Source organism: Christiangramia oceanisediminis (assembly GCF_022570735.2).
GTDB classification, from domain to species: Bacteria; Bacteroidota; Bacteroidia; order Flavobacteriales; family Flavobacteriaceae; genus Christiangramia; species Christiangramia oceanisediminis.
On the sequence record NZ_JANCNS010000001.1, the window covers coordinates 412,950 to 438,603 of the forward strand.

General features: G+C 42.2%; 24 protein-coding genes. 11 read left to right on the forward strand and 13 right to left on the reverse strand.

The genetic code is table 11. The annotated features are described in order from the left end of the window. The 8 genes from MKO06_RS01855 to murI all read left to right on the forward strand — a co-directional run bounded on the left by MKO06_RS01855 (position 1) and on the right by murI (position 7,972). Positions 1-657: a CBS domain-containing protein gene (locus tag MKO06_RS01855; RefSeq protein WP_241550639.1), complete on the forward strand. Its 657-nt coding sequence runs from the start codon at positions 1-3 to the stop codon at positions 655-657. A 3-nt stretch (positions 658-660) separates the two neighbouring features. Beyond that, positions 661-1,545, forward strand: a complete 885-nt coding sequence (locus tag MKO06_RS01860) for an NAD kinase (protein WP_241550640.1) — start codon at positions 661-663, stop codon at positions 1,543-1,545. Between the two features lie 100 nt (positions 1,546-1,645). Further along, complete coding sequence (porG, locus tag MKO06_RS01865; protein WP_241550641.1) at positions 1,646-2,344, forward strand: type IX secretion system protein PorG; 699 nt, start codon at positions 1,646-1,648, stop codon at positions 2,342-2,344. Next, positions 2,345-3,085: an isoprenyl transferase gene (locus MKO06_RS01870; protein WP_241550642.1), complete on the forward strand. Its 741-nt coding sequence runs from the start codon at positions 2,345-2,347 to the stop codon at positions 3,083-3,085. A 7-nt stretch (positions 3,086-3,092) separates the two neighbouring features. Continuing rightward, positions 3,093-5,720, forward strand: a complete 2,628-nt coding sequence (gene bamA / locus MKO06_RS01875; protein ID WP_241550643.1) for an outer membrane protein assembly factor BamA — start codon at positions 3,093-3,095, stop codon at positions 5,718-5,720. A gap of 31 nt (positions 5,721-5,751) precedes the next feature. Further along, entirely contained in the window at positions 5,752-6,561 is an 810-nt protein-coding gene (locus MKO06_RS01880; RefSeq protein WP_241550644.1) for an OmpH/Skp family outer membrane protein, read from the forward strand. 35 nt (positions 6,562-6,596) lie between these two features. Beyond that, on the forward strand, positions 6,597-7,106 hold the full coding sequence (locus MKO06_RS01885; RefSeq protein WP_241550645.1) for an OmpH/Skp family outer membrane protein: 510 nt from the start codon (positions 6,597-6,599) through the stop codon (positions 7,104-7,106). A gap of 71 nt (positions 7,107-7,177) precedes the next feature. Further along, complete coding sequence (murI, locus tag MKO06_RS01890; RefSeq protein ID WP_241550646.1) at positions 7,178-7,972, forward strand: glutamate racemase; 795 nt, start codon at positions 7,178-7,180, stop codon at positions 7,970-7,972. A 7-nt stretch (positions 7,973-7,979) separates the two neighbouring features. Here the strand turns inward: murI and MKO06_RS01895 are convergent, their stop codons facing one another. After that, the gene (locus MKO06_RS01895) at positions 7,980-9,080 is read right to left on the reverse strand and encodes a PorP/SprF family type IX secretion system membrane protein (RefSeq protein WP_241550647.1); all 1,101 of its coding nucleotides are present in this window, start codon (positions 9,078-9,080) and stop codon (positions 7,980-7,982) included. 10 nt (positions 9,081-9,090) lie between these two features. On the opposite strand from MKO06_RS01895, the gene MKO06_RS01900 reads away from it, so the two are divergent. Next, positions 9,091-10,005, forward strand: coding sequence for a NifU family protein (locus tag MKO06_RS01900; protein WP_241550648.1), 915 nt, complete (start codon positions 9,091-9,093; stop codon positions 10,003-10,005). A 33-nt stretch (positions 10,006-10,038) separates the two neighbouring features. Here the strand turns inward: MKO06_RS01900 and MKO06_RS01905 are convergent, their stop codons facing one another. Beyond that, a complete protein-coding gene (locus tag MKO06_RS01905) occupies positions 10,039-12,309 on the reverse strand; it encodes an inorganic phosphate transporter (protein WP_241550649.1) in 2,271 nt (756 codons plus the stop codon). 163 nt (positions 12,310-12,472) lie between these two features. On the opposite strand from MKO06_RS01905, the gene MKO06_RS01910 reads away from it, so the two are divergent. Both MKO06_RS01910 and MKO06_RS01915 read left to right on the forward strand, forming a co-directional pair. Next, positions 12,473-14,518: a thioredoxin domain-containing protein gene (locus tag MKO06_RS01910; protein WP_241550650.1), complete on the forward strand. Its 2,046-nt coding sequence runs from the start codon at positions 12,473-12,475 to the stop codon at positions 14,516-14,518. 68 nt (positions 14,519-14,586) lie between these two features. Then, entirely contained in the window at positions 14,587-15,450 is an 864-nt protein-coding gene (locus MKO06_RS01915) for a mechanosensitive ion channel family protein (RefSeq protein WP_241550651.1), read from the forward strand. A gap of 4 nt (positions 15,451-15,454) precedes the next feature. Here the strand turns inward: MKO06_RS01915 and tsaB are convergent, their stop codons facing one another. The 11 genes from tsaB to MKO06_RS01970 form a co-directional block, all read right to left on the reverse strand. Then, positions 15,455-16,114, reverse strand: coding sequence for a tRNA (adenosine(37)-N6)-threonylcarbamoyltransferase complex dimerization subunit type 1 TsaB (gene tsaB, locus MKO06_RS01920; protein ID WP_241550652.1), 660 nt, complete (start codon positions 16,112-16,114; stop codon positions 15,455-15,457). Between the two features lie 10 nt (positions 16,115-16,124). Further along, positions 16,125-17,399 (reverse strand): efflux RND transporter periplasmic adaptor subunit, encoded by a 1,275-nt coding sequence (locus MKO06_RS01925; RefSeq protein WP_241550653.1) that lies wholly within the window; start codon positions 17,397-17,399, stop codon positions 16,125-16,127. 3 nt (positions 17,400-17,402) lie between these two features. Next, positions 17,403-18,839, reverse strand: coding sequence for a TolC family protein (locus MKO06_RS01930; protein WP_241550654.1), 1,437 nt, complete (start codon positions 18,837-18,839; stop codon positions 17,403-17,405). Positions 18,840-18,901: 62 nt separating this feature from the next. Next, the gene (locus MKO06_RS01935; RefSeq protein ID WP_241550655.1) at positions 18,902-20,020 is read right to left on the reverse strand and encodes an efflux RND transporter periplasmic adaptor subunit; all 1,119 of its coding nucleotides are present in this window, start codon (positions 20,018-20,020) and stop codon (positions 18,902-18,904) included. Positions 20,021-20,046: 26 nt separating this feature from the next. Then, positions 20,047-21,309: an ABC transporter permease gene (locus MKO06_RS01940; protein ID WP_241550656.1), complete on the reverse strand. Its 1,263-nt coding sequence runs from the start codon at positions 21,307-21,309 to the stop codon at positions 20,047-20,049. Position 21,310: 1 nt separating this feature from the next. Then, positions 21,311-22,555 carry an ABC transporter permease gene (locus MKO06_RS01945; RefSeq protein WP_241550657.1) on the reverse strand — a complete coding sequence of 415 codons (1,245 nt, stop codon included), beginning with the start codon at positions 22,553-22,555 and terminating at the stop codon, positions 21,311-21,313. Then, on the reverse strand, positions 22,548-23,249 hold the full coding sequence (locus MKO06_RS01950; protein WP_241550658.1) for an ABC transporter ATP-binding protein: 702 nt from the start codon (positions 23,247-23,249) through the stop codon (positions 22,548-22,550). The genes MKO06_RS01945 and MKO06_RS01950 overlap by 8 nt, the downstream gene beginning before the upstream one ends. Positions 23,250-23,369: 120 nt before the next feature. Continuing rightward, the gene (locus MKO06_RS01955) at positions 23,370-23,609 is read right to left on the reverse strand and encodes a hypothetical protein (RefSeq protein WP_241550659.1); all 240 of its coding nucleotides are present in this window, start codon (positions 23,607-23,609) and stop codon (positions 23,370-23,372) included. A gap of 39 nt (positions 23,610-23,648) precedes the next feature. Beyond that, on the reverse strand, positions 23,649-24,188 hold the full coding sequence (locus MKO06_RS01960; RefSeq protein WP_241550660.1) for a DUF420 domain-containing protein: 540 nt from the start codon (positions 24,186-24,188) through the stop codon (positions 23,649-23,651). Continuing rightward, positions 24,185-24,922 carry an SCO family protein gene (locus MKO06_RS01965; RefSeq protein ID WP_241550661.1) on the reverse strand — a complete coding sequence of 246 codons (738 nt, stop codon included), beginning with the start codon at positions 24,920-24,922 and terminating at the stop codon, positions 24,185-24,187. The genes MKO06_RS01960 and MKO06_RS01965 overlap by 4 nt, the downstream gene beginning before the upstream one ends. Before the next feature lie 9 nt (positions 24,923-24,931). Further along, positions 24,932-25,570 carry a hypothetical protein gene (locus MKO06_RS01970; RefSeq protein ID WP_241550662.1) on the reverse strand — a complete coding sequence of 213 codons (639 nt, stop codon included), beginning with the start codon at positions 25,568-25,570 and terminating at the stop codon, positions 24,932-24,934. Positions 25,571-25,654: the final 84 nt, after the last annotated feature.

Consider the following 25,654-nt stretch of genomic DNA (forward strand, 5'->3'; position numbering starts at 1 on the left):
ATGAGTTTGAAAGATCACATATTAAATGATATTGAAGTAAGAAATCTCCAGGAGAAAGTGGGAGATATTCAAAAACTTTTCAACCAGTTAACCTATACGCATTTACCGGTTGAAGATAATGGTCATTATATTGGTTGTATATCTGAAAACGACATTCGCTGCTTTGAGAAGGAAAAAACGCTGGATGATTACCGCTATGCGATAGAAAGCTTTTTCGTGACCGAAAATAATTACTGGCTGGACAGCCTGGAATCCTTTGCGCAGAATAACAGCAACATTCTCCCTGTTCTGGACGATGATAACAAATACCTTGGGTACCTCGAGCTAAACGATATGATCGCCCTGTTCAAGGAAACACCCTTTTTACATGAACCTGGCAACATCCTAATAGTAGAGAAGGCTTTTAAGGATTTTACCTTTGGAGAAGTTAGCCAGATCGTGGAATCCCATAACGCGCATGTGCTGGGGGCTTTTGTTTCCAAAATCGAGGATGATATGGCAGAGATCACCCTGAAAATCTCTCCCTCGGGAATGAATGAGATCATCCAGTCTTTCAGAAGATATGGATATATTATCGTTTCAGAACACCAGGAAGACACTTTCAATAAAAACCTGAAGGACAGATCTAAATATCTCGATAAATACCTGAACATATAATTCATGAAAATAGGTATCTACGGACAGTTTTACCACCCCAATGCTGCAGAATATATAGGCCAGTTACTTGAAATCCTCGACCAGAGAAACGTAGAGGTTCTAATCGAGGAAGATTTTTTAAAGCTCATTCACAGCAATAAGACCATCGAAAAAGATTACGATCACTTTAGTGCCTTTGATGAGTTGGACAATTCGTTCGATCTTTTCTTTTGCATTGGCGGTGATGGCACTATTTTAAAATCCATCAATTACATACGGAATCTCAACATCCCGATAGTTGGAATAAACACCGGGAGATTAGGCTTCCTGGCCACCATTCAGAAGGAACAGATAGATAGCACCATAGATGAGATCCTGGAAATGAAATTCAGTGTTTCACCAAGATCGGTCCTGACGATGGAAACAAACCCTAAAACCTTCGATCCTATTTTTCAGCAGATCGCTTTGAACGAGATCGCCGTAAGCCGGAAGAACACCACCTCGATGATCACGGTAGACACCTGGCTGGACGATCAATACCTCACCTCCTACTGGGCAGACGGACTAATTATTTCCACACCAACCGGCTCCACCGGTTATTCCCTTAGCTGCGGAGGCCCGGTGATCACTCCAGACGCCGATTCCCTGGTGATTACACCCATTGCACCTCACAATCTTAATGCGAGGCCACTGGTGATTAAAGACCACACCACTATCAAGTTAAAAGTATCGGGCAGAGGGAACGAACACCTGGTTTCTATGGATTCCAGGATCGCCACCCTGGAGAACGACACCGAGATCATCATCAAAAAAGCACCCTACACGATTAATTTTGTTGAATTACGTGAAGATAGTTTTTTGAACACTCTTCGAAAAAAGCTCCTTTGGGGTGAAGACAAGCGTAACTAAGCAATAAAAGTTTCCAAAAACTGTTTATACGTATGTACAAATCTGCTCAAATTATTGCAGGGCAATCAGAATTGTTATATTTGCAAACTTTTGAAAACCTATGAGGTATCTAATCACATTTGTAGTGATGGCATTTTTTATGACAAATTTGAACGCGCAACAGTTCGAATTAGGGTTCTTTGCCGGAGGTGCAAATTATATTGGCGACGTGGGACGATCTAATTATATATTACCAAATTCCCCTGTTGGCGGCTTACTCGCTAAATGGAACAGGAGCCCCCGTCACGCCCTAAGACTAAGTCTTTTATATGCCGAAATTTCAGCAGATGACACCAAGTCTGATGACACTCGCAGGCAGCAGAGAGGCTATTCTTTTAGCAATACTATTGCCGAAGCATCTTTAGGCCTCGAATTCAATTTCTGGAATTTCGATCTTACCAACCCATTACCCCAAAGTACGCCGTACCTTTATACCGGTCTTACTTACTTCAGGGCAGACCATATGTGGTTAAAGAACGGAAGGGGAGGAAACCTGGTGAACGAAGGCACCAACTGGGAGTTTGCGATCCCGATGGTTATGGGCTATAAAGAAGCGATTTCAGAACACGTCATCGGCGCTTTCGAAATAGGCGCACGATATACATTTACCGATAATCTTGACGGAAGCTGGCCTGAGGAATACCTGGGACGCCGCGATCCTGATGTGGAATTCGGCAACAGGAATACCAACGACTGGTATGTTTTCACCGGTATCAGCTTTACATTCACCTTTGGGCGCAAGCCTTGTTATTGCTTTTAAATGAATTATAAGGAATCCATAAATCTTGATAAGTTACCCACCCATATTGCCATTATTATGGATGGAAATGGTCGATGGGCCAAAAAGAAAGGTTTATTCAGGGTAGCTGGTCACGAAGAAGGCACTAAAGCCGTTCGTGATGTGGTAGAAGGCTGTGCCGAACTGGGTGTGAAAAATCTTACGCTTTATGCTTTTTCAACCGAAAACTGGAATCGCCCGAAACTGGAAGTAGACACCCTGATGAGATTACTGGTTTCTTCCCTGAAGAAGGAAATCAAAACGCTCCAGGATAATAACATCAAGCTCACCTCGATAGGAAATATTTCGAATCTTCCGAAGAAGGCGCAGCGAGAACTAAAGGATGTGATCGAAAAGACCTCTGGCAATTCTCACATGACCCTAACGCTTGCTTTAAGCTATGGCAGTCGGGAGGAAATAACCAGTTGCATCAGGCAAATTGCCGACAAAGTTAAAAGCGGAGAATTAAAGTCGAATGAGGTTGATGAATCGGTTATAAATGAGCATCTTTACACCCGAAATTTTCCCGACGTTGATCTATTGATCAGAACAAGTGGGGAACAGCGCATTAGCAATTTCCTGTTATGGCAAATCGCTTATGCCGAATTGTATTTTACGAAAATCTTATGGCCAGAATTCAGAAGGGAAAACCTATATGAGGCCATATACAACTATCAAAACAGAGAACGAAGATTTGGAAAAACCAGTGAGCAACTCAGTTAGTGCATTCATGACAAAAAGAATACTTAGCCTCTTATTTATTTGTTTCATATATAGCATCACAACCCAAGCACAGGACCTACCCCTGGGAGATTCCAAAAAATATGTGATTGGCGATATCAAGGTAACGGGGACCACAACGTATAACGAATCTACGGTAATCACCTATACAGGGCTGAAAAAAGGAGATGAGATCTATATCCCCGGCGATCGATTAAGCTCCATCATAAAAAAACTCTGGGACCTCAACCTGTTCAGCGATATCAATTTCTACATCACGAATGTTGAGGGGAATGTTGCCGATCTTGAGCTGGAGATCACCGAAGTTCCAGTTCTGCAGGAAGTTCGTTTTGTTGGTTTAAAGAAAAAAGGGGAAAGGGACGAACTAATTGATGAAAACGACCTGAAACCAGGCGTTAAGGTTACCGAAAACCTGATCACCACCACCAAAAACTATACGGAGAACAAATTCAGAAAAGAAGGTTATTTCAATGCCGATGTAAATGTTAGAACTACCGAGGTGACCGACACAACAGGCACCCCTACCAACAAGGTTAACATGATCGTGAATGTTGACAAGGGAGACAGGGTAAAAATTTCTGAAATCGATCTGGTAGGGAATGAAGAATTATCAGATTGGAAGTTGAGAAGACAAATGAAGAACACCAAGCAAAAGAACTTTTTGAGGTTCTGGAAGCGCTCCAAATTTGTGCGTGACGATTACCAGGCTGATAAGGAAAACCTGATTAACAAATACAAGGAAGAAGGATACAGGGATGCCCGAATCACCTCAGACACCCTGATAAAAAAGGGAGAAGACGACATTGCTTTAAAGATCAATATCGAGGAAGGAAACCAGTATTATATTGGTGACATCAATTACCTTGGAAATGTCGCATTTTCTGATGCTACCTTAGACAGGGTTCTTGGACTTGGCAAAGGAGACGTTTACAATGGAGTTTTACTGGACGAGCGGGTTCAGGGCAGAGAGCCAAATAAAACTTCGGTAGCCAACATTTACCAGAACAACGGTTACCTGTTCTCTGACATAGACCTGGTAGAAACCAACGTGTATAACGACACCATCGATTTTGAGATCAGGATCGTTGAAGGTAAAGAAGCATATATTAATGAAATAAGGGTAACCGGAAACGATAAGACAAAAGACCACGTGATCTATCGTGAAATGAGAACCAAACCTGGCCAGAAATACAGCCAGGAAAATGTAGTTGCAACGGTAAGAGAACTTGGTCAGCTTGGATTTTTCGATGCTGAGAACCTGAGCCCTGAGTTCAAGGATGTTGATCCGAATTCAGGAACTCTAAGTCTTGAATATCCGGTTGTAGAAGCTGGTGCCAGCCAGATCGAGCTTCAGGGTGGTTACGGTGGAGGTGGCTTCATTGGAACCCTTGGACTTTCGTTCAATAACTTCTCCTTACAGGGAATTTTCGATAAGGATGCCTATAAGCCAATCCCAATGGGAGATGGCCAGTCTCTATCCCTGCGAGCACAGGCAAGTACCTTCTACCAAACCTATAGCCTTTCTTTTAGAGAACCATGGTTAGGCGGCCAGAGACCGGTAAGTCTTTCTACCTCATTTAGCTACACCAGGCAGTTTTTGTTTGACTTTGTTGAAAGGAGAGCCGATAGATCCAGAAGTTTCGATATTCTTGGGGTTAATGTGGGTCTAGCTAAAAGACTCACTGCTCCAGACCAGTATGTAACCATTCAGAACCTTGTTGGATTCCAGCGATATGACCTTAACAATTACAACACTGGTTTATTCACCTTCGGTGATGGATTTTCCAATAACCTTTACTACCAGTTAGGTATCACCCGTGATAACACTTATATAAATCCTATCTTTCCTACAGGTGGATCTCGTTTTTCGGTAACAGCAAAACTTACACCTCCATACTCTTTCTGGAACGGTGTAGATTATGGCAACCTTGAAAATCAGGATGAGTTCCAGTTAAGAGATGATAATGGCAATCTTATAGATTATGAAGGGAATAGGGTAACTCCAGAAAATTCAGTTCCTGATGTTCAGAAGGTAGATCAGAAGAAATACAACTGGCTGGAATTCTATAAGATCAAATTCGCCGGTACCTGGTATACCAACCTGGCCAACTTTGGTCCAAGTAGTGACCTTGTTTTAAGAACACATACAGAATTTGGTTTCCTGGGTGCCTATAACAATGAAAGAGGTGTTCCACCGTTTGAAAGATTCTATCTTGGTGGCGACGGTCTTGGAGCCTTCAGCCTTGACGGAAGGGAAACCATCCAGTTAAGAGGTTACCCAAACCAGTCGGTGATCCCTATAGATCGCCCGGTAACTACACAGGATGATGGTGCGACCATCTACAACAAATACTCGCTGGAACTTCGATACCCAATCACCCTGAAACCAGCGGCTTCAATCTATGCGCTTACATTCCTGGAGGCAGGAGCTACTTATGACAGTTTCAGGGATTATAACCCGTTCCAGGTGAACAGATCGGCAGGTCTTGGTCTGCGAATCTTTATGCCTACCTTCGGATTACTGGGTATAGACTTTGGTTACGGTTTCGACGAGATCGTTGGACAGCCTGGACCTAACGGATGGGAAACTCACTTCATAATAGGACAGCAATTTTAATTTGGCACGATATTTTCTATCTTCGGTATAAATGAAAAAAAATATAGTTTCCATAATCGCAATAATCGGCCTTGGTCTTGCAACGGTCAATGCCCAGAAAAGCATCAGGCTTGGTTATATCGATATGGAATATATTCTTCAGAATGTGCCAGAATATCAGGAAGCGAACAGGCAACTTGATAACCGTGTTCAGGAATGGAAAGCCGAAGCTGAGGCAAAGCTTAAGAAGGTTGAGGATATGAGAACCAGCCTGGACAATGAGCGGCCTTTGCTCACCAAAGAGCTTATCGAAGACCGTGAAGAGGAGATCGCTTATATGGAACAGCAGGCCAGAAAGTATCAGCAGGATAGATTCGGACCAAATGGAGATTATATCATTCAGAAGAAACAACTCGTAAGACCCATTCAGGACCAGGTTTTTACCGCGGTTCAGCAAATAGCGGAAAATAGGAACCTGGATTTCGTTTTTGACAGGACTTCAGATATTGGAATGATATATGCAGACAAACAATATGATGTAAGCGAGCTGGTTCTTAGAACCATTCAAAGAACTGCCAACAGAGAGCAGCTTCAGGGCAGGGACGAGATCGAGCAAATGGAACGAGCCGAGGATCTTACACCAGAACAGGAAGATGCAAAGAATGAGCGCGAAGCCCTGGTAGAAGAACGCAAAAATGAACGCGAAGCTTATATCGAAGAAAGAAAAAGAGAAAGAGACTCGATACGGGCAGCGAAACAACGGGAATTCGAAGAAAGAAGACAAAAGATACTTGCAGAGAGAGAACGAAAAAGAGATTCTATCCTGCAGGCTCGTGAAAAGAAGAATGACACGATAAACTAAATATTTTTTAAACCTTAAACTTAACGACGATTAAAATGAAACAATTCAGAACACTTTTTATAGCTTTCGCTTTGATGATTGGAGCTACTGCTTTTACAAATGCACAGTCTAAGGTGGCACATATCGCTACTCAGGATCTGGTACAAACCCTACCTGAGTATAAGAACGCTATGGACCAGCTTCAAAAACTGGAAAAGACTTATGACGCCGAGATAAAAGACATGTTATCTGAGGCTCAAAGCACCATGCAACGTTACGAGGCAGAAGCTAATACAAAGTCTGAAGAAGAGAACCAGAAGCGAGCTACTGAACTTCAGGCTGCGCAAAGAAGAATTCAGGAGCACAGTGCTAAGGCAAGACAGGATCTTCAGAAAAAGGAAGCAGATCTACTTAGACCTATCCTTGAAAAAGTTCGTACTGCGATCCAGAAGGTAGCCAGAGATAAAGGTTACGATTATGTACTTGATTCTACTACTGGAACAGGAGTACTTCTAGCTGATGGATATGACCTTATGCCAGACGTAAAAAAAGAGCTTGGAATGTAATTTCCTCCCTTTTATAAATAAAACTGAAAACTGCGTACAGAAATGTACGCAGTTTTTATTTTTGTAGGTATATGAGCGACGCCAGACCTATTGGATTATTCGATTCGGGAGTTGGAGGCACCTCCATCTGGAAGGAAATTCACCAGCTGCTTCCTGTAGAACAAACGATCTACCTGGCCGATAGCAAAAATGCTCCCTATGGAATAAGGCCACAGGAACAGATCATCAGCCTTTCTATCAAGAATACCGAGAAGTTGCTGGAAATGGGTTGCAAATTAATTGTTGTTGCCTGCAATACAGCCACGACCAATGCGATCAAGATACTTAGAAATACCTACAATGTTCCCTTTATTGGTATTGAACCAGCCATAAAACCTGCTGCCCTCCAAAGCAGCAATAAGGCGGTAGGGATCCTGGCAACCAAGGGAACTCTTTCCAGCGAACTGTTCACGAGAACTTCTGAATTGTATGCACAGGATATCAATGTAATTGAGGTAGTGGGTACAGGTCTTGTTGAGCTTATAGAAAGCGGAAAGAAAGATTCAAAGGAAATAAAAGATCTTTTAAGGAACCTTCTCAAACCTATGATCGATCAAAAGATCGATTATCTTGTTCTTGGCTGCAGCCACTACCCTTATCTTATCCCCGTTCTTAAAGAAATATTACCACCGGAAGTGAAAATCATAGATTCGGGGGAAGCCGTTGCCCGCCAAACCAGGACAGTAATGCAAAAAGAAGGAATTTTAAATACTTCCCAGGAATTAAAGCTACGACCTAAGTTCTATTCCAATACCAATCCCAAAGTTCTAAAGGAGCTTATTGAGGCTGATAAAAACAATTATAAGGTAGAATACCTGGATTTTTGATTATAGGCTATTGATTGATTGCAGGACAATTACAATCATACCTGGCCCTGCTTTCCCCGAAGTTATATCCCAGGGTTAACTGATGGAATCCAGTATTACTCAAAACAATTGAATTGAGTTGATAGCTGAAGGTGTAACCAAAGATGAACTTTTTATAATCGATCCCCAGGAATGGAGTGATATACCTGAGCTGTTGTCTTTGTATTTCTTCTCCATCGTTAGTGTATTCCGTGGTTTCAAATCCATTGCGATAGGAAATTCCACCCCATAAATTACCAAATTCAAGCTCGTAGTATGATTTCAAGTTAATATCCAGTGCCATCTCATTGGTCGCTTCCCGAGCCTGGAAAAGTATGGAAGGCTCAAAACTCCAGGGATCATAAGGATCCAGTTCAAAAACATAACCCGCAGAAAACAGGTACTTTCTCATATTGCTGGGGACGGCATCAGAATACCATAATTCCCGGTTTACAGACAGTATGTTCTTAGCTGCAAAATGAAAATAAAGGTCTCTTAGATAATACGAGATCCCAACATCCATATTAGCAAAGATATCGCTGTTACTGTTCCCAATGATTGGGTCAAACCTGGAAAAATTACTTATATCCAAACGATGTTGTACCACTCCAAGATTAATTCCGAAGGAAAGCTGGTTAAGATCGGCCGTACTTCTGGAAAACATCAGGTGATAGGCGAAAGTTCCATAGGCTCCGAGTTTGGAAAAATTTCCATTCTCATCCCTGAAAAGAATACCTCCTACTCCAATTTTATCACCAAGCCTTGAATTATAAGCGAGAGTTTGTAAGTTAGGCGCCTGCTCTACGTCGAACCACTGGCGTCTACCGGTTAAGCGTATCTGGTCAAAATTCGACGCTCCGGCCATAGACGGATGAATGAGATACAGGTTATCTGTAAGATAATCAGAATATGTAGGGAGAAGTTCCTGGGCTTTTAAAGCCGAAGAATTTAAAAAGAGGATCAACAATAAAAACCTAGTAAAAACAGGAAATGCTGAACTCTTAAAAATCAGGTTATTGAATTTGGTCTTATAAGCCATAAAGCCCGTAAATATATATAATAGCTGGTTTTTGTTTAGTATTTTTGCCAAAAATATTGAGATGAGCGATTTTAATATAAATATAGTGCCCACCAGCACCACTTCAATTGTAAAATTCGAAGCCAATAAGTTCCTTACCAGGAATGAGAATCACGAATTCAAGAATATAGACGAGGCTGCAAATTCACCGCTGGCCCAGCAACTCTTCTACCTTCCCTTTGTTAAAACGGTTTATATCGCACAGAATTTTGTTGCGATCGAAAAATATGACATTGTAGACTGGCCCGAAGTTCAGAACGAAGTAGCTGAGCAGATTGTAACTTACCTGAATAAAGGCGGAGTGGTGATCAAGGAGGCCAAAGCCCAGTCTGGAAAAGTGCCTGTAACGGTGTATGCAGAAAGCACCCCCAACCCGGCCGTATTGAAATTCGTTGCCAATAAGAAACTGGTATTGCAGTCGGCAGAATTTAAAAATATCGATGAAGCCAAGAACGCCCCACTTGTTCAAAAGCTGTTTCATTTCCCTTTCGTGAAAGAAGTCTTCCTTGATGAGAACTATGTATCCATACAAAAGTATGATATGGCTTCCTGGGAAGAGATCAGCATGGAACTAAGAGAATTTATTCGAACCTATCTTGAAGATGGTAATGAAGTTTTAAACGAGGAAGCTATTTCGGCTCAAAGCGAGGCTGCTGCCAAGCAAACCGACCTGAATGCGAACCCGGGAGATCTGGACGAAACTTCCAGGGAGATCGTCGCTATCCTTGATGAATACATCAAACCAGCGGTAGCAAGTGACGGAGGAAATATATTATTTGACAGCTATAACCCCGACAACAAAACGGTAAAGGTTATTCTCCAGGGAGCCTGTAGCGGCTGTCCGTCTTCAACGATGACCCTGAAGAACGGTATCGAAACCATGCTTAGAGACATGCTGAAAGAACGAGTCCAGTATGTAGAAGCGATTAACGGATAAAATAAAATCCCTCCAAAAGAGGGATTTTTTATACTAATAAGTGGTTGCCCGCGCTTCATTATAGAACTCCTGGAACAGCTGTAACAAGTTCATGGTAGAACCTATAAGATCCTTGGTCTCTAACAGGATGCCAAAATATAACTTGGTGTTCTTCGGGCTGGATTCTGAAGTTCGTATACGCGTGATCTGCTTCTGAATTAGCTCACTTACATAATTCAGCAGTTCCTGCTTCTCGTTTAAAAGATTATCGATATTGCCAAATTCATGATTATCAAATGTTTCGGTGATCTCATCGAACAGGATCTGCATCTTATCATCCACTTTCTTCAGATCCCTTATCTGGTTAAATTTTAAATTTTTGTGGTTGTTATGAACATGGTTATAGCTGTTTCGGGTAATAAATCCGATCGACTGCACCATATCCTGAAGATAATCCAGGGTTAGGATATAGAATTTACTGGCTTCAACCGAATTCTCATCAAGCGATTTAATGAAATAGAAAATATTGTCCTTTAACTGGTCGACTTCTGTTTCGAGCTTTTCGATCTTTTTATAGCTCTTCTTAAGCTTGCCAAGATCATAATAGCCCAGGTTATCTACCGTTCGTGAATACATCTTGTTGATGCCACCAATTACCTTCGAAATATTTTCTGAAGTTTCCTCTGTGATCTCGTTAATGGTTATGATATCGCTCTTTTTGAATCGCTTCTTGCTCTTTTCCTCCTTTTCCTTTTTGGAATGAAGTATACTACTTCTCACCACCAGGCTTAAAGCAACGATAATAAGAATTACCAGGGCCACGGTTCCGCCGTAATAGATGATCGCGGCGAACAGAGCTGCAGCCGAAAATGCTACGAGCGCGGTAATAAACCATCCTCCAATCACATTCAGCACTCCAGTTACACGATACACGGCGCTTTCACGATCCCAGGCCCTGTCGGCCAGGGAAGTTCCCATCCCAACCATAAAGGTCACATAAGTGGTAGACAAAGGCAGTTTCATATTAGTACCAATCGAGATAAGGATACTGGCAACCACCAGGTTTACCGAGGCTCGAACCATATCGAAGGCCGGGGTATTGATCCGTTTTCCGCTATATTCCTGTGAGGATTTATCGAACTTGTTTTCGATCTTATTTTTAACCCTATCTGGAAAAAGAGCCGTGACTGCATTCCCCAGGAGTACTGAATATCTCACGAGACCACGGGAAAGCCAGTTAGGCTGGAACCGTTCATCCCCGTCCCCCTGCCTGGCGAGATTGATCTCTGTCTCGGTAACAGACCGTGCCTTGCTGGAAAACCAAAGCGTGAGCACCATGACGGCACCGGAAATAACCAGCAGAAATTCAGGTGTGGGCACACTGCCCGATAGTCCGCTCATATCAAAATCGGAAGGTAACACCCCGGTTTCACTATAAGCCGACTGCCATAACTGGAAGGATTGCCAGGCGGCAATGGGTACTCCAATGAAGTTCACCAGGTCGTTACCTGCGAAGGCAAGTGCCAAAGCGAAGGTTCCTACCGTGATAATAGTTTTAAGGATATTAATTTTAAAGACGCTCATCAGCAACTGGGAAAACGCCGTAAATAGTGCAAACCCAATAAGCACGATGATCAGGGTATGCGTATTGATATATTCCATCATCGAATCTGAAATGAATGGAACACTTTTCATCCCTTTGATAAGAATAAAATATAGGATAGCGGTGAGCGACACTCCTCCGAAGATGGCACCAAAATATTTTAATTTTTTTTCGAACTGAAAGGAAAAAATAAACCTCGAAATATACTGCACGAAGGCGCCAACCGCAAAAGCGATTACCACCGCCATCAGGATTCCAACAATTATTTCAGTAGCCTTTGCCGTATTGATATATTCTGCCAGCAGACCTAAATTACCATCCGGCTGAGAAAAGACCTTTAATGCGGCCATACAAACAGCAGCCCCCAGGAGTTCAAATACGATAGAAACAGTGGTAGAAGTTGGCAGTCCAAGGGAGTTGAAAAAATCAAGCAGCAGTACATCGGTGAGCATGACCGCCATAAAAATGATCATGATCTCATCAAAATAGAATTCCCCGGGCACAAAGATCCCCTTCCTGGCAACTTCCATCAAACCGCTGGAAAAAATGGCTCCAACCGCGACACCTATACTGGCGACTATCATTATGGTCCTCATGGAAATAGCCTTGGAACCAATGGCCGAATTGAGAAAGTTTACAGCATCATTGCTTACTCCAACCACCAGGTCTGTAATAGCCAGGGCGAACAGAGCGACCAACATCACGATATAAATATCTTCCATATAAGCTTACTTATTAACCAGCAAAAATGAATCTTTTGTTTGTCTTTTGTGAAAAGATAAAGTTATTAAAAGATTAATAATATTAATGGGAGGCTTTTGTATAATCCTTAACTTTAAATCTGAAGCCTTTGACACGAATTTAAAGGTTTCTAAATTTTTATTCATGGAGAATCCTTCACCTGAGCATACCAACGAACTCATAAAAGAAAACAGTCCATACCTGCTTCAGCATGCCCATAATCCGGTAAACTGGAAAGCATGGAACGACGAAAGCCTTGACCTCGCTCAAAATCAGAAAAAACTCATTATCATAAGTGTAGGCTATTCGGCCTGTCACTGGTGTCACGTGATGGAACACGAAAGCTTTGAGGACCCTGAAGTAGCCGAAATCATGAACAAAAACTATATCTCGATAAAAGTAGACCGGGAAGAGCGTCCAGATGTAGACCAGGTTTATATGAATGCGGTCCAGATCATGACCGGAGCCGGTGGCTGGCCCATGAACGTGGTTTGCCTGCCAGATGGCCGGCCGGTATGGGGAGGCACTTATTTTAGGAAAGAACAATGGAAAGACGCTCTAAAGCAGATCGCACATTTGTATGAAACTCAGCCTAAAAAACTGGAAGAATATGCGTCCAGGCTGGAAGAAGGCTTGAAGCAGGTACAACTGGTCGATACTCCAACAGAAAAATCGAACCTGGAAAAAGACTATTTCTCTCCAATAATTGAGAAATGGAAAAGATCACTGGACCAGGAATACGGCGGCCCAAAAGGTGCTCCAAAATTCATGATGCCCAATAATTACGAGTTTCTTTTAAGATATGCTTTTCAGAATTCTGATGAAGAATTGATGAAACACTGCTTGCTCACACTGAACCGGATCTCCTGGGGTGGCACTTATGATCCTGTAGATGGCGGTTTTTCGAGATACTCGGTGGATGAAAAATGGCACGTCCCGCATTTTGAAAAAATGCTCTACGATAATGCCCAGCTGGTTCAGCTGTATTCGAAGGCCTATAAGCTTACAGAAAACGAGTGGTACAGGGAAGTTGTGGAACAAAGTCTTGAATTTGTCGAAAATGAGTTCTCCCATGAGTCTGGTGCTTTCTACTCGGCACTGGACGCCGATAGTGAGGATGAATCGGGCAAAAATGAAGAAGGTGCTTATTATACCTGGAGAAAAGAGGATCTCAAAGACCTGCTTGGAGCCGAATTTGAATTGTTCGCCGAGGTTTATAATATCAATAAATTCGGAAGATGGGAAGATGATAAATATGTGCTGATACGAACTTCAGAATTTGAAGAGATCGCCAGAAGACACGACCTATCACTTGAACAATTTAATCTGAAACGCGAGCAATGGAAGCAACTTTTGAAAAAAGAGCGAAAAGAACGCGAAAAACCCGGCCTGGACGACAAATCGCTAACCTCCTGGAACGCCATGATGCTTACCGGTTACCTGGAAGCTTACCAGGCGCTGGGAAGAAATGAATACCTGGAGCGGGCCCTTAAAAATGCAAATTTCCTGATCGAAAATCAGTTAAAACCCGATGGTAGATTATACAGGACCTTTAAAAACGGGGAAAGCAAGATCAATGCCTACCTTGAAGATTATGCATTTTGTATAGAAGCCTTTACCAGGTTGTATGAATCCTGTTTTGAAGAGAAATACTTGCAACTTGCTGAAAAGCTGTTAGGTGTAGTTGAATCTGATTTCGCTGATGAATCCTCGGGACTTTATTTTTTCAACTCGCGCAAAGACCGGAAATTAATTACCGAGAGCCTGGAAATAAGCGACAATGTGATCCCGGCTTCCAATTCGGTCATGGCGAAGAACCTGTTTAGATTAGGAAAGATCACCGGAAATCTCGTTTATATCGATAAAGCCGAAAATATGCTCCAAAAGATTCTTCCGAAGATCGAAGAATTCCCACGCTACCACTCTAACTGGCTGGATCTATTGCTCAATTTCACCAATCCTTTCTATGAGGTCGCCATCACCGGTCCCGATCATAGAGATTTTTCTCAATATTTTCAGGAAAAATATATACCAAATATTGTACTGGCCGCTGGCGATTCAGAAAATATTGCCTTACTCAGAAATAGAACAAAAAAAGATGAGACTTTGATCTATGTATGTGAAAAAGGCTCCTGTAAGCTTCCAAATAGTTCAAAAAGCCAGTCTTTTCAGCAGATTCGGCAAGTTTAACATTATATAAACATAGATTTTTCTATAATTTTATAGAATTGGGTTAAAAATTTTAATTGAGAAAACTTATGGATAAGCTTAACAACTGGGGCGAGATCGCCAAGGAATATGCTGAAAAATTTATTGACTACCTACCAACACTTTTAGGAGCCCTTGCGCTTCTCCTCATAGGTCTTTGGGTTATCAAGATCATTGTAGGCTACCTTAGGAAGGTATTCGAAAAGAAGGATTACGATCCTACTCTTGAAAAATTCACTTTAAGTGCCGCGAGCTGGGGTCTTAAAATACTGCTTTTCGTACTGGTCATCACCCAGCTGGGAGTAGAAAGTGCTTCACTTGTTGCCGCGATTGGTGCTGCCGGACTGGCAATTGGTCTTGCGTTGCAGGGATCACTGGCTAACCTTGCGGGTGGAGTTTTGATCATTGTTCTTAAGCCGTTTAAAGTTGGCGACTGGATCGAAGCCCAGGGAGTTTCGGGGAGTGTTGCTGAAATTTCACTGTTCTATACCAAGATAAATACTTTCGGAAATCAGCGCGCCGTGGTTCCTAACGGCCAGTTGAGTAACGATAATATTATTAACTATAGTTTCAACGGTACCAGGAGAGAGAATCTTTCATTTGGTATTTCGTATGATGACGATATTAAGAAAGCCAAGGAGGTTCTAATGCAACTGGTAAAGGAACAGGATGGCATTTTGGAAGACCCGGCACCGCAGGTACTGGTAGCCGAACTTGCCGACAGTTCAGTTAATTTCTCGGTTCGTTATTTTGCGCCTAATGATGTTTTCTGGGATATCCACTGGAAGATGATCGAAGAAGGTAAGATACGACTTGAGGAGGCCGGAATGACCATTCCTTACCCACAGAGAGACGTATATATGTACGACCAGACCAAAATGAGCGGAACTCAGCTAAAAGCCGATAAGAGCTAAGGCTTTAGCCCGCGATAAAATCCTTAAGATAATAAGGTTCAAAATAGGCGACATCCTCGATGTCGCTTTTTTTGTACTTAGAATCGGCTATGGCAGCCATATCTCCGGCAGAAGGAAATTTCATCTTATGAAAAACGGCATTAGGCGAACTACAGATCTCCTCAAATTTGGCAACACCATTCCCTATAAAATGAACTTTATTGTTTTCTAGGTATTCTGAAAAGGAACTTTCTTCAAGCACCTGTGCCCTGGTTTCTCTTAACTGATTGCCTTTAGCATCGAATACAGCCGAATAGACTTCCATTCTCCTGGCATCCAGCATGGGCACGATCAACCCGGTTTCAAGTTCCAGCTGTTTCGCCAGAAGATCCAGCGTAGGCACCGAAATCAAAGGTATATCCAGAGAAAAACATAATCCTTTGGCTGCAGAAACACCAATTCGGAGACCGGTATAGGAGCCCGGGCCTTTACTCACGGCAATAGCATCCAGTTCTTCTGCCTTTATGTTTGCTTCGGTTAAAATATCATTGATGAAAACATGCAACTTTTCGGCATGGGAATAGTTCTTTGAATTATCTTCTTTAAGGACTATCAATTTCCCATCCCTGGCTATCCCCACCGAGCAATTGGTAGTAGCTGTTTCCAGGCACAATATCGTATTCAAAATTTCTAGTTTATTCGGTTTCCTTGATTTCTTCTTTCACTTCAATTTCGTCTCCTGAGCTCAAACTTTTGGTAACCGTATTATATGGCCCTGTTATTACCGTTTCACCGGCTTCCAGACCCCCGGTGATCTCGATATTTGAATCATCCTGGATTCCCGTTTGAACCACGCGCAATTTAGCCTTATTCCCGTCTTTTACAAAAACACATTCAAATCTTTCTTCAGCTTCCCCTGCCGGTTTCTTAACGAAGGATTTCTTGGTCGAGGTGGTATCGGTTTTAATTACAATAGAACTGATAGGAACTCCAACCACGTCTTTTCTTTTATTGGTGATAATGTCTACGGTTGCCGTCATTCCTGGTCTAAAAGGAGAGTAATTTTCAGATTTACCTTCCAGAAGGTCTGAGTAGGATTCTTTCAGGATTCGAACTTTTACTTTGAAATTGGTAACCTGGTCTGTGGTTAGTTCGTTATCGGCAGTGTTGGAAATTTCGGTTACAATTCCTTTAAATTCCTTTCCCAGGTAAGCATCTACCTCAACTACCGTGGAATCACCTACAGATACCTTGACAATATCGTTTTCATTCACATCTACCTCTACCTCCATATTGGCTAAATCTGCCACGCGAAGGATCTCGGTTCCTGCCATCTGCTGAGTTCCCACAACCCGCTCACCCAGTTCGGCATCCAGCTTGGAGATGGTCCCGGTCATAGGCGCATAAATATTGGTTCTTCCAAGGTTATCCTGGGCTTCGGTTACTGTTGCGGCGGAACTCTGCATGCTAAAATAAGCCGATTCTTTATTGGCCTGAGCCATTTCATAATTAGAAACAATTCCATCCCATTCGGCCCTTGAGATCACCCCTTTTTCAAAAAGTGTCTTATTCCTGTTGTAGTCTGCTTCAGCCTGTTTTAAACTAGCCTGGGTTTGAGCATAGTTTGCCTTGGCGTTCTGGTAACTTGCCCGGGCACGCTGAACACTGGACTGGTAAATATCAGGATTAATTCTTACCAGCAGGTCACCTTTTTGTACTGCCTGCCCCTCTACAATTGGGAGTTCAATGATCTCACCAGAAACCTCTGAAGATAATTTCACCTCGATTTCTGGCTGGATCTTACCTGTTGCCGAAACGGTTTCGGTAATATTGATAGGCTCGATCTCTGCGATCTCAACCTCTTTTACATTTGCATTACTGCCAAACCAGCCGGCTTTTTTTCCTACCACTAAAAGGACTATTAGTACTACTACTATTCCAAGAATGATGAAAAGTTTCTTTTTATTCATTATTTAAAATTTTAATTCCGCAACCGGAATTCCAAAATATAGTTCTACAACCTTTAATTTAAATATGTAATCATACTTTGTTCTCAGCATCTCGCGCTGAGCGTTTTCAAAGCGAAGTTTCGCCTGGCTGAAATCGAAGGCATTAGTAAGCCCAACATCATATCTTTCTGTTGCGTACTCAAAAGCCTTTTCCTGGGCTTCCAATGCCACGATAGCCGCTTCATAAGCTTTAAAAGCACCTTTGGCATCGGTAAAAGCTTGATAAACGTTAGCTTCCAGGTCAAGCTCTGCCTGTTCAAGCTGGTATTCTGCCCTAAGGACACCAACCTCGCTTCTTCTAACCTGGTTTCGTGTAGCAAATCCGTTCAAAATTGGGATACTCAACTGGAAACCATAACTAAATCCGTCATTCATAGATAACTGATCAAAAAACGGTAAGGGTTCTCCAACTGTAGGTATGGTGTTAGGAGCTACAACCAGTTGTTCGGTTTCCTGTACGACTCCAATCTGGCGGAAAGGCTGGTCCGGATCTATTTCTGCACCAACGATCCTTCCTCGTCCAGACTCCCTGGTATTATAGTTAAAAAAAGCTCCGAAAGACGGCAAATAAGCTCCTCGTGCCAGTTCAACATCCTTTTGCGCCAGTTCCATATTGGTTTCGGCGATCCTTATCTCCTCGCGTTCCTCTTTTGCTCTTTCTATGATCTCACGAGCCGAATACTGTAGAATCTCCCCTCCAAAAACATCATAATCGCGTTCAACGATATCGAAATTTTCATAATCCTGTATGGCAAGAGTTTGTGCCAGGCTAATCAGCGAAATTTCGATCTGGTTCTCGGCCACGATCATTCTTTGCTGCTCATCGGCGAAAGTTGCCTTTATCTCCAGAAGATCACCCTGTGGTAGCACACCTGCTTCCACCAGTTCATTCGTTCGCTCGAGCTGTTCCTGGGTTACCAGGTTCTGTGCGCGTAAAACTTCAAGGTTCTGTTTATTGAAAAGCACCTGTAGATATGCGTCTGCCACGAAAAGGGCAATGTCATCTTTCATTTTTTCAAGGGAATATTCGCTTGCAAGCCTTGAAATACGTGCTCTTTGAAGTTGTTTAAAGTTTCGGAGCCCATCGAAAATGGTCAACCCGGCAGTTACTCCTGCTGAAAAGTTTCGAACCGTTTGATTAACGAGAATACCTGTGGTAACATCCTGGGTTAGACCCGTATTCCATGAATTGGTAGCCTGTGCATTTACACCCGGAATGAAATTTCCAATGGCATCTCTTTTTTCGATTTCAGAAAGATCCACATCCAGTTCGGCCTGTTTGACCGAAATATTGTTCTCCAATGCGTAATTCACGCATTCTTCCAGGGTCCATTGTTTTTCCTGGGCGGTCATTGAGCTAAGAAAAAGCAATAAAATGCCTAGTAAGCTAAAATTCTTCATAATGGTTGTTGTGTAAGATAAGTATGCAAAACCTGCAGGTTGTTACAACAGGATTGAAAATTCTAATTTTGGGCTAGGTTAATGGCGGGTTTAATCTGGTTCCAGACTTTTATCTTATCACCTTTTTTTACCCCGCTAAGCACCTGGACATGTATTCCATCACTTACTCCAAGTTCAACAGGTTGCTTTTGGAACTCCTGATCACCGGTCATGATTTCAACAAAAGGTTCCTTGGTTGCTGGGTCAAATTGTACCAAAGCTTCCTTGATAGCAAGAACGCTATCTGCCCTGTCAAGAATAATAGAAGCATTAGCACTTAAACCAGCCCTGATAAAAGTTGTATCTGCCTTGCTTAAAGTTCCTTTGATTTCAAATTGTATGGCACCATTCTCTTCGATCCCTTTTGGTGCGATATAGTCAAGAATGGCATCAAAAGATTTATTTTCGATGGCTCCTACAGTCACCTCAAGGGGAAGGTCTTCCCTGATCTTACCTACCTCACTTTCATCGATCATACCTTCAAAAATCATTTCATTCACATCAGCTAGCGTGGCAATGGTGGTACCGTCGTTAAAGTTATTGCTCTCGATAACCTGGTTTCCAGTTTTTACCGGCACATCCAGCACCATTCCTTCAACAGTAGAACGAATAAGGGTATTAGCCGCGCTTCCTATCCCACTGGTAGTTCCGGTCTTCACGATCTCATAGTTCTGTTGAGCCGATTTAAAATTCTGCTCTGCCCGCTTATAGGAGGCTTCCACAGCATCATAATCATTAGCGGCGATCACGCCTTTTTCAAATAGTCCCTTCTGTCTTTCGTAAACTTTCTTTTCATTATCAAGGGTGATGCGAGCTGTAGCAACAGCATCTTTTGCACTTTGAAGAGAAGAAACATTGGGAATTACCCTGATCTGAGCAATAAGATCACCCTTTTTCAACTTATCTCCGGCTTCGATATATATTTCGTCAATGATTCCTGAAATATTGGGCTTGATCAACACTTCTTCCTTAGGAACTATCTTACCGGTCGCAACCGTCTTTTTTATAATGGTTTGTTCTGAAGGCACTTCAGTTTGATAGACTACAGGGTCTTCCTGGTTCTTTTCGTACAGGTAGTAAAGTGCACCTATAAAAGTCACTGCTATGAGGACTAGAATTCCGATGGTAACAAATTTTTTCATTTTTCGATGGTATTATTCTATTTAATCTATTCGGTTCTTAAAGCATCTACAGGCTTAATTTTAATAGCCTGTTGTGCAGGAATGAGACCAGCCAAAATTCCTGATATTATTAATATGCTTAATGCAATTAGGACTACTCCAAGGTTAACTGAAGGGTTTAAAAACATCATTTCTGAAGTATCCATTTGTGACAGTTGAAAATTCACCAACCAGATCACTCCGGTAGCCAGGATGATTCCCGCCATTCCTGAAATAATGGTCAGAAAAACCGATTCCATTAAGATTTGCCCCCTAATGCTCCAGGGTGTTGCACCCAAGGCACGGCGAACTCCAATTTCATTGGTTCTTTCTTTTACAACAATGAGCATGATATTGCTTATCCCAATAATACCTGATAATAATACCAGAACTCCAACGAAATAAGCCACTGCCTTAAGCGCTATGAACAAGCCGTTAACTTTGCTATATTCCTTAAACAGGTCGAAGTGGCCCACGGCGCGATCATCATCAGGATGAATACTATGACGGCTCTTGACCACATCCATGATATCATTTTTCACATTTGTGATAGAACTACCATCCCTGGCAGTCAAAGCCATCCAGCCAACTTTATTTCCTCTATTGAAGGCCTGGCTGAAAGAGGTGAAAGGCACAAAAATTTGCTTTTGCATTTCTTCGGCGTCTCCATTATTGCCCTTCTTTTTATAGGTTCCTATCACCATGAAGTTCACCCCGTTTATCTTGATGTAGGTTCCCAATACTTCTTCACCCTTATCATACAATTCTGAACGAACTCCATCACCTATAATAGCCACCTTTCTTTTCTGTTCAATATCTGAGTAGTTGATAAACCTGCCGGAAGTGATATCCATAGGTTCCTGCTGAATGATCTCGGGATAATCGCCATAGACATTATAAGCACCGGTATTAAGCCCCCGTACCACGTTGTTAGTTCCACGGAAGCCCCCCAGCTGATTGCGTGGAGAAACGATCATTAGCTCCGGCACCTGTCTTTTGATGGCATCTACATCTTCGATCTCGAAACTATACCGGCGCCCTTTAGGCATTCCTTTGTAAGGTTTGGAAACTGTCTGGGTCCACATAAACATACTGTTGGTGGCCATACCGCCAAACCCCTGCTTCACACCATTTTCCAGGCCTTTACCAGCAGCCAGCAGGATAACAAGTATAAAGATCCCCCACATCACCCCAAAAGCGGTAAGAACGGTTCTAAACCAATTCGAGGTTAAGGCTTCTATTATTTCGCTCCAACGATCCCTGCTAAACATACTATTCGTCTCTTAAGGCAATTATTGGTTTAATTCGGGCCGCTCTCCAAGCCGGAAAAAATCCAGCCATTGCACCAGCAACCACAAGGATGATCACGGTATTGATCGCAACTGTGAAATTCACTGTGGGATTATAGATATATTGAGTTTCAATCAAAGGGCCTACAAATTCCAAAAGGGCCAGACTAAAGATAAGCCCAAGAAAACCGGCAATAGCGGTCACAAAAATTGATTCATGTAGGATCATCGCAATTATCGAAAGAGGTTGGGCTCCAAGAGCTTTTCGAATTCCAATCTCCCGGGTTCTTTCCTTGACGATGATAAGCATAATATTGCTAACGCCAACCACACCTGCTACTATAGTACAGATCCCAACTCCCCAAAAGAAAAGCCGGATCATATCCATTAATGAAAAATATCTTTTAGCATTCTCCAGGTAATTATTGATATGCATGGCGCTGTTGTCGTCTGGCGCGATAGTATGACGCTCTTTAAGAAGCTCCTCAAGTTCTGCGGAAAATTGAGTAGATGCAGCCACCGCTGCATCGAAGTTATCTTCCGGCTTTAAGGTGAGATACATATTGGCAATATTGTTCTTTCCGCCGAAAGCTTTTTGAGCCGTGGTAATTGGTATAATTGCCCTTGTTTCGTCCCTTTCTCCACCGGGATCACTAAAGACCCCAACAATTTTAAAGTTTACCCCGGCTAACTGAACATTTTTCCCAACAGCCTCTTCATCTTTAAAAAGATCCAGTTTTAGGCGATGGCCTATCACCATGTTATTTTCTGAATTATCAAGATCATTGATATTGATAAATCTACCGGAAGTAAGCTGGTTGTTCTCAAGAACCTGGTAAGCTGGAAAGGTCCCATCTATTCTGTAAGATCCCGATTCCTTTCCGTAGTTGATAACTGAATTATAAACCTGGTAGACCGAAGCCGAATGGTCCAGTTTGTCCCCATACTTTAAAAGTATCTGGTTATAATCCTGATTTTTCAACTGGATTCTCCTCCCAGGATTTAAGCCTTTATGCTCTTTGGAAGTAACTCCGGGGAAAACAAGGATAAGATTGGATGCATCCTGCTCAAATTCCCTGGCAATACCATTTCTCATTCCTTCGCCAATTCCCAAAAGAATGACCAGAATAAAAATACCCGAAGCTACAGAAAGCCCGGTAAGAAAGGTTCGCAACTTATTTTTACGAATCGTTTCGAAAATTTCATCCCATCTGTCCAGATCAAACATGACTCAATGCCCTAACCTGTGAAACTAACGTATCTTCAATAATAAGTCCGTCTTTTAGATTGACGATCCTCTTGGTCATTTGGGCAATATCATGCTCATGCGTCACTACAAGAATGGTCCTGCCTTCATCGTTTATCTCCTGAATAAGATCCATCACCTCGTAAGAAGTTTTGGTATCAAGAGCTCCGGTTGGCTCATCTGCCAGAAGTACTTTTGGATCACTCGCCAGTGCCCTGGCAATAGCAACACGTTGTTTTTGCCCACCAGAAAGCTCATTGGGAAGATGTGATGCCCATTGGGCTAATCCTACCTTTTCCAGGTAGCTCATGGCCCTGTCTATGCGTTCGGAACGTGCCATACCCTGGTAATAGAGCGGCAGAGCAACATTGTCTAATGCCGATTTGTAGCCAATAAGATTAAATGACTGGAAAATAAAACCGAGAAATTTATTCCGATATTTTGCTGCCTGCTTTTCGCTAAGGTTTTTGATTGGAACTCCATCTAAATGATAAGAACCCTCATCGGCCTCGTCCAGCATCCCGAGAATATTTAGCAGAGTGGATTTTCCAGAACCTGAAGATCCCATAATTGAGACCAGCTCCCCTTCTTCCACATTAAAATTGATTCCTTTGAGGACATGCAATGAATTTGCACCCATCCTATAGGACTTATGAAGATTTGAAATTTCGATCATGATTGATGAATATTATAGATGACAGGGGGCTTCATATATAATAGACTACCTAAAAAGCATTTTGTTACACTTCTAAGGGATAATCTGAAGAAAAATCTGGGATAAAAAATTGAAGAATACTCAGGAAGCCTTTTTCCTGTTCCTTAAACTGCGGTAGATGAAGTATGCGATCCCGCCAATTAATACGTAAGGAAAGATCATGAGATACAAGATCCCATCGTTGATGCCTTTTGCAGCGCTTTGATCTACATCACTCTCGAGTACAGCCCTGCACATGGAACACTGGGCCTGGCTTACTTCCGGAAGAAGAAACAGAGCCAGAAAAAACAGAAGCGTTATACCTAAATTCCTAAACCTCATATTCACTGCATTAATCTATTCAAAATTAAGAAAATAGCCTTAATAATAGGGCAACATAAAAAGAAAAACGAGAACGCCGGTTATGGCCACGTACAGCCAGATAGGGAAGGTCCATCTCGCGATCCTGGCGTGCTTTTCATATTCTCCACTTAATCCACGGTAAATAGTGAATAATACAAGTGGAACTATGATACCTGAAAGCACGATATGACTAACCAGTATGAAAAAGTATACATATCGCAATATACCTTCTCCTCCATAAGGAATGGGTTCATTGCTTATCTTGGATAGCACATAACTTACCAGGAAAATTGCCGAAAGCCCAAAAGCGGCTATCATCGTGTTGCGATGTAATACATAATTCTGAATTCTCATAAAGAAATACCCCACTATTAACAAAACCGCTGTGGCAAAATTTAGTATTGCGTGAAAAAGCGGAAATGTAATGGTATCCGTCCCGAAGATGTTATAACGTTCTGGCAGCAACATTAAAATAAGCACGATCACCGGCACGGCGATTGAAAGACCAATGATCACCGGTACAGCGACCCTGTCTGAACTTTTTAGGGTTGTTTTCAAAGTAATTGCTTTATATCTGAGATTAACATATCAATTTGAGGCTCTTCCTCTCCCCTTGCAACGCTTTTATTTCTTTCCACCGAACCGCGATAATAGATCAACGGATTTCCAAATTCATCGGTACGCGACCTGATGTATCCTTCCTGGTCTACCAGCACGAACATTCCCTGGTGGGCAAAACCTCCCGGAACTTCAGCATCTTCCCCGGCATATATTCCGAAGCCCTGGTTTGCCAGCTGGTAGATATCTTCCTTTTCTCCGGTAAGCAAATTCCAGTGAGGATGGTTTATCCCGTAACTTTCGGCGTATTCTGAAAGTACTTCCGGGCTGTCATGAGATGGATCTATAGTTACTGAAGCGATGCCGAAATCCTTTCGGTTTTTGAATTCATTCTGAATTTCAACCAGGTTCCGGTTCATGATCGGGCAAATGGTTGGACAGGTAGTAAAAAAGAATTCCACCAGGTAGACCTTTCCTTCGTAATAGTCATTAGTGATGGTATCGCCATCCTGGTTCACAAATTCGAAAGAAGGAGCTTTTTTGCGCTCCCCATTGATCTCGAGATAAGATAAAGGCTCACCAGAAACTTCTTCGTCCTCCGTATCCTTCTTCACATTAAGCCTGTTAGCAGAAACCACCTCGTTATCGCTAATTCGATCCACGATCTTTGGAATGAATATAATCCCGAAGATCAAAATAACGAGTGATATGCCTACGTATGAGTAATTCTTCATATTGATATTTTACTTCTCCCTGTTGTTCCTTTTTAGCGCCAGTCGATATTCTGCCAGGATCACCTTTACATCATCATTCATCTTATTGCTAAGTTCTGCCACGTTAGACGAATCATATCCATATAACTTTCCATCATCTTCATCATCGTCCCTTCCCCGCAGCTGTAGGTCTTTATCGATAATGAACACATAGGGCGTAAAACTGTTTTCATCCAATTTATGCGGACTTTGGAAACTATCGAAAACCTCCTGCACTTTCTGTGGAGAGGCGTAAGCGATCTTCCATTTTGAGGATTCGCTGATCTTATTAAACTCCGTCACGAATTGCTGGGTTCGAGTCTCGGCCTCTTCGGGAAGAACAAGAACGAATTGAAAATCGTTGAAGTCGTAATACTTCTCAAGTATTTTTTGATCCAGGTTAAAGGTATTCCCCTTGATATCGTCAAGCTCAGAACCAAAAAAAGCAACCACGCTTATCTTATCCCGGAAGCTGATAACCGAGTCGGTATTTGTCTTAAACTGGTCAATATCCTTAACCTTTTCGGTTAAAACGGGGAGTCTGGCAAAATTGTTCTTTCCGGAAGCAAAAAACAAATATGCGGTAATAGGTAAGGCAAAAAGAATTCCAAGTACCAGAAACTTCTTCATCAGTTCGAAAATCCAGTTTTGTTTCTAAAGGGCTACAAAAATAAAAAGACGGTTTAACAAAACCGCCTTTTCAAATGCTTTTAA

What these genes read in the sequence shown, in the direction of transcription:
- MKO06_RS01915 (WP_241550651.1), top strand. Translation starts at nt 14,587, where the DNA reads ATGGATAAGCTTAACAACTGGGGCGAGATCGCCAAGGAATATGCTGAA.
- MKO06_RS01935 (WP_241550655.1), bottom strand. Translation starts at nt 20,020, where the DNA reads ATGAAAAAATTTGTTACCATCGGAATTCTAGTCCTCATAGCAGTGACT.
- bamA (WP_241550643.1), top strand. Translation starts at nt 3,093, where the DNA reads ATGACAAAAAGAATACTTAGCCTCTTATTTATTTGTTTCATATATAGC.
- murI (WP_241550646.1), top strand. Translation starts at nt 7,178, where the DNA reads ATGAGCGACGCCAGACCTATTGGATTATTCGATTCGGGAGTTGGAGGC.
- MKO06_RS01945 (WP_241550657.1), bottom strand. Translation starts at nt 22,555, where the DNA reads ATGTTTGATCTGGACAGATGGGATGAAATTTTCGAAACGATTCGTAAA.
- MKO06_RS01950 (WP_241550658.1), bottom strand. Translation starts at nt 23,249, where the DNA reads ATGATCGAAATTTCAAATCTTCATAAGTCCTATAGGATGGGTGCAAAT.
- MKO06_RS01870 (WP_241550642.1), top strand. Translation starts at nt 2,345, where the DNA reads ATGAATTATAAGGAATCCATAAATCTTGATAAGTTACCCACCCATATT.
- MKO06_RS01965 (WP_241550661.1), bottom strand. Translation starts at nt 24,922, where the DNA reads ATGAAGAATTACTCATACGTAGGCATATCACTCGTTATTTTGATCTTC.
- MKO06_RS01925 (WP_241550653.1), bottom strand. Translation starts at nt 17,399, where the DNA reads ATGAATAAAAAGAAACTTTTCATCATTCTTGGAATAGTAGTAGTACTA.
- MKO06_RS01930 (WP_241550654.1), bottom strand. Translation starts at nt 18,839, where the DNA reads ATGAAGAATTTTAGCTTACTAGGCATTTTATTGCTTTTTCTTAGCTCA.
- MKO06_RS01970 (WP_241550662.1), bottom strand. Translation starts at nt 25,570, where the DNA reads ATGAAGAAGTTTCTGGTACTTGGAATTCTTTTTGCCTTACCTATTACC.
- MKO06_RS01940 (WP_241550656.1), bottom strand. Translation starts at nt 21,309, where the DNA reads ATGTTTAGCAGGGATCGTTGGAGCGAAATAATAGAAGCCTTAACCTCG.
- MKO06_RS01900 (WP_241550648.1), top strand. Translation starts at nt 9,091, where the DNA reads ATGAGCGATTTTAATATAAATATAGTGCCCACCAGCACCACTTCAATT.
- porG (WP_241550641.1), top strand. Translation starts at nt 1,646, where the DNA reads ATGAGGTATCTAATCACATTTGTAGTGATGGCATTTTTTATGACAAAT.
- MKO06_RS01860 (WP_241550640.1), top strand. Translation starts at nt 661, where the DNA reads ATGAAAATAGGTATCTACGGACAGTTTTACCACCCCAATGCTGCAGAA.
- MKO06_RS01910 (WP_241550650.1), top strand. Translation starts at nt 12,473, where the DNA reads ATGGAGAATCCTTCACCTGAGCATACCAACGAACTCATAAAAGAAAAC.
- MKO06_RS01955 (WP_241550659.1), bottom strand. Translation starts at nt 23,609, where the DNA reads ATGAGGTTTAGGAATTTAGGTATAACGCTTCTGTTTTTTCTGGCTCTG.
- MKO06_RS01885 (WP_241550645.1), top strand. Translation starts at nt 6,597, where the DNA reads ATGAAACAATTCAGAACACTTTTTATAGCTTTCGCTTTGATGATTGGA.
- MKO06_RS01880 (WP_241550644.1), top strand. Translation starts at nt 5,752, where the DNA reads ATGAAAAAAAATATAGTTTCCATAATCGCAATAATCGGCCTTGGTCTT.
- MKO06_RS01905 (WP_241550649.1), bottom strand. Translation starts at nt 12,309, where the DNA reads ATGGAAGATATTTATATCGTGATGTTGGTCGCTCTGTTCGCCCTGGCT.
- MKO06_RS01855 (WP_241550639.1), top strand. Translation starts at nt 1, where the DNA reads ATGAGTTTGAAAGATCACATATTAAATGATATTGAAGTAAGAAATCTC.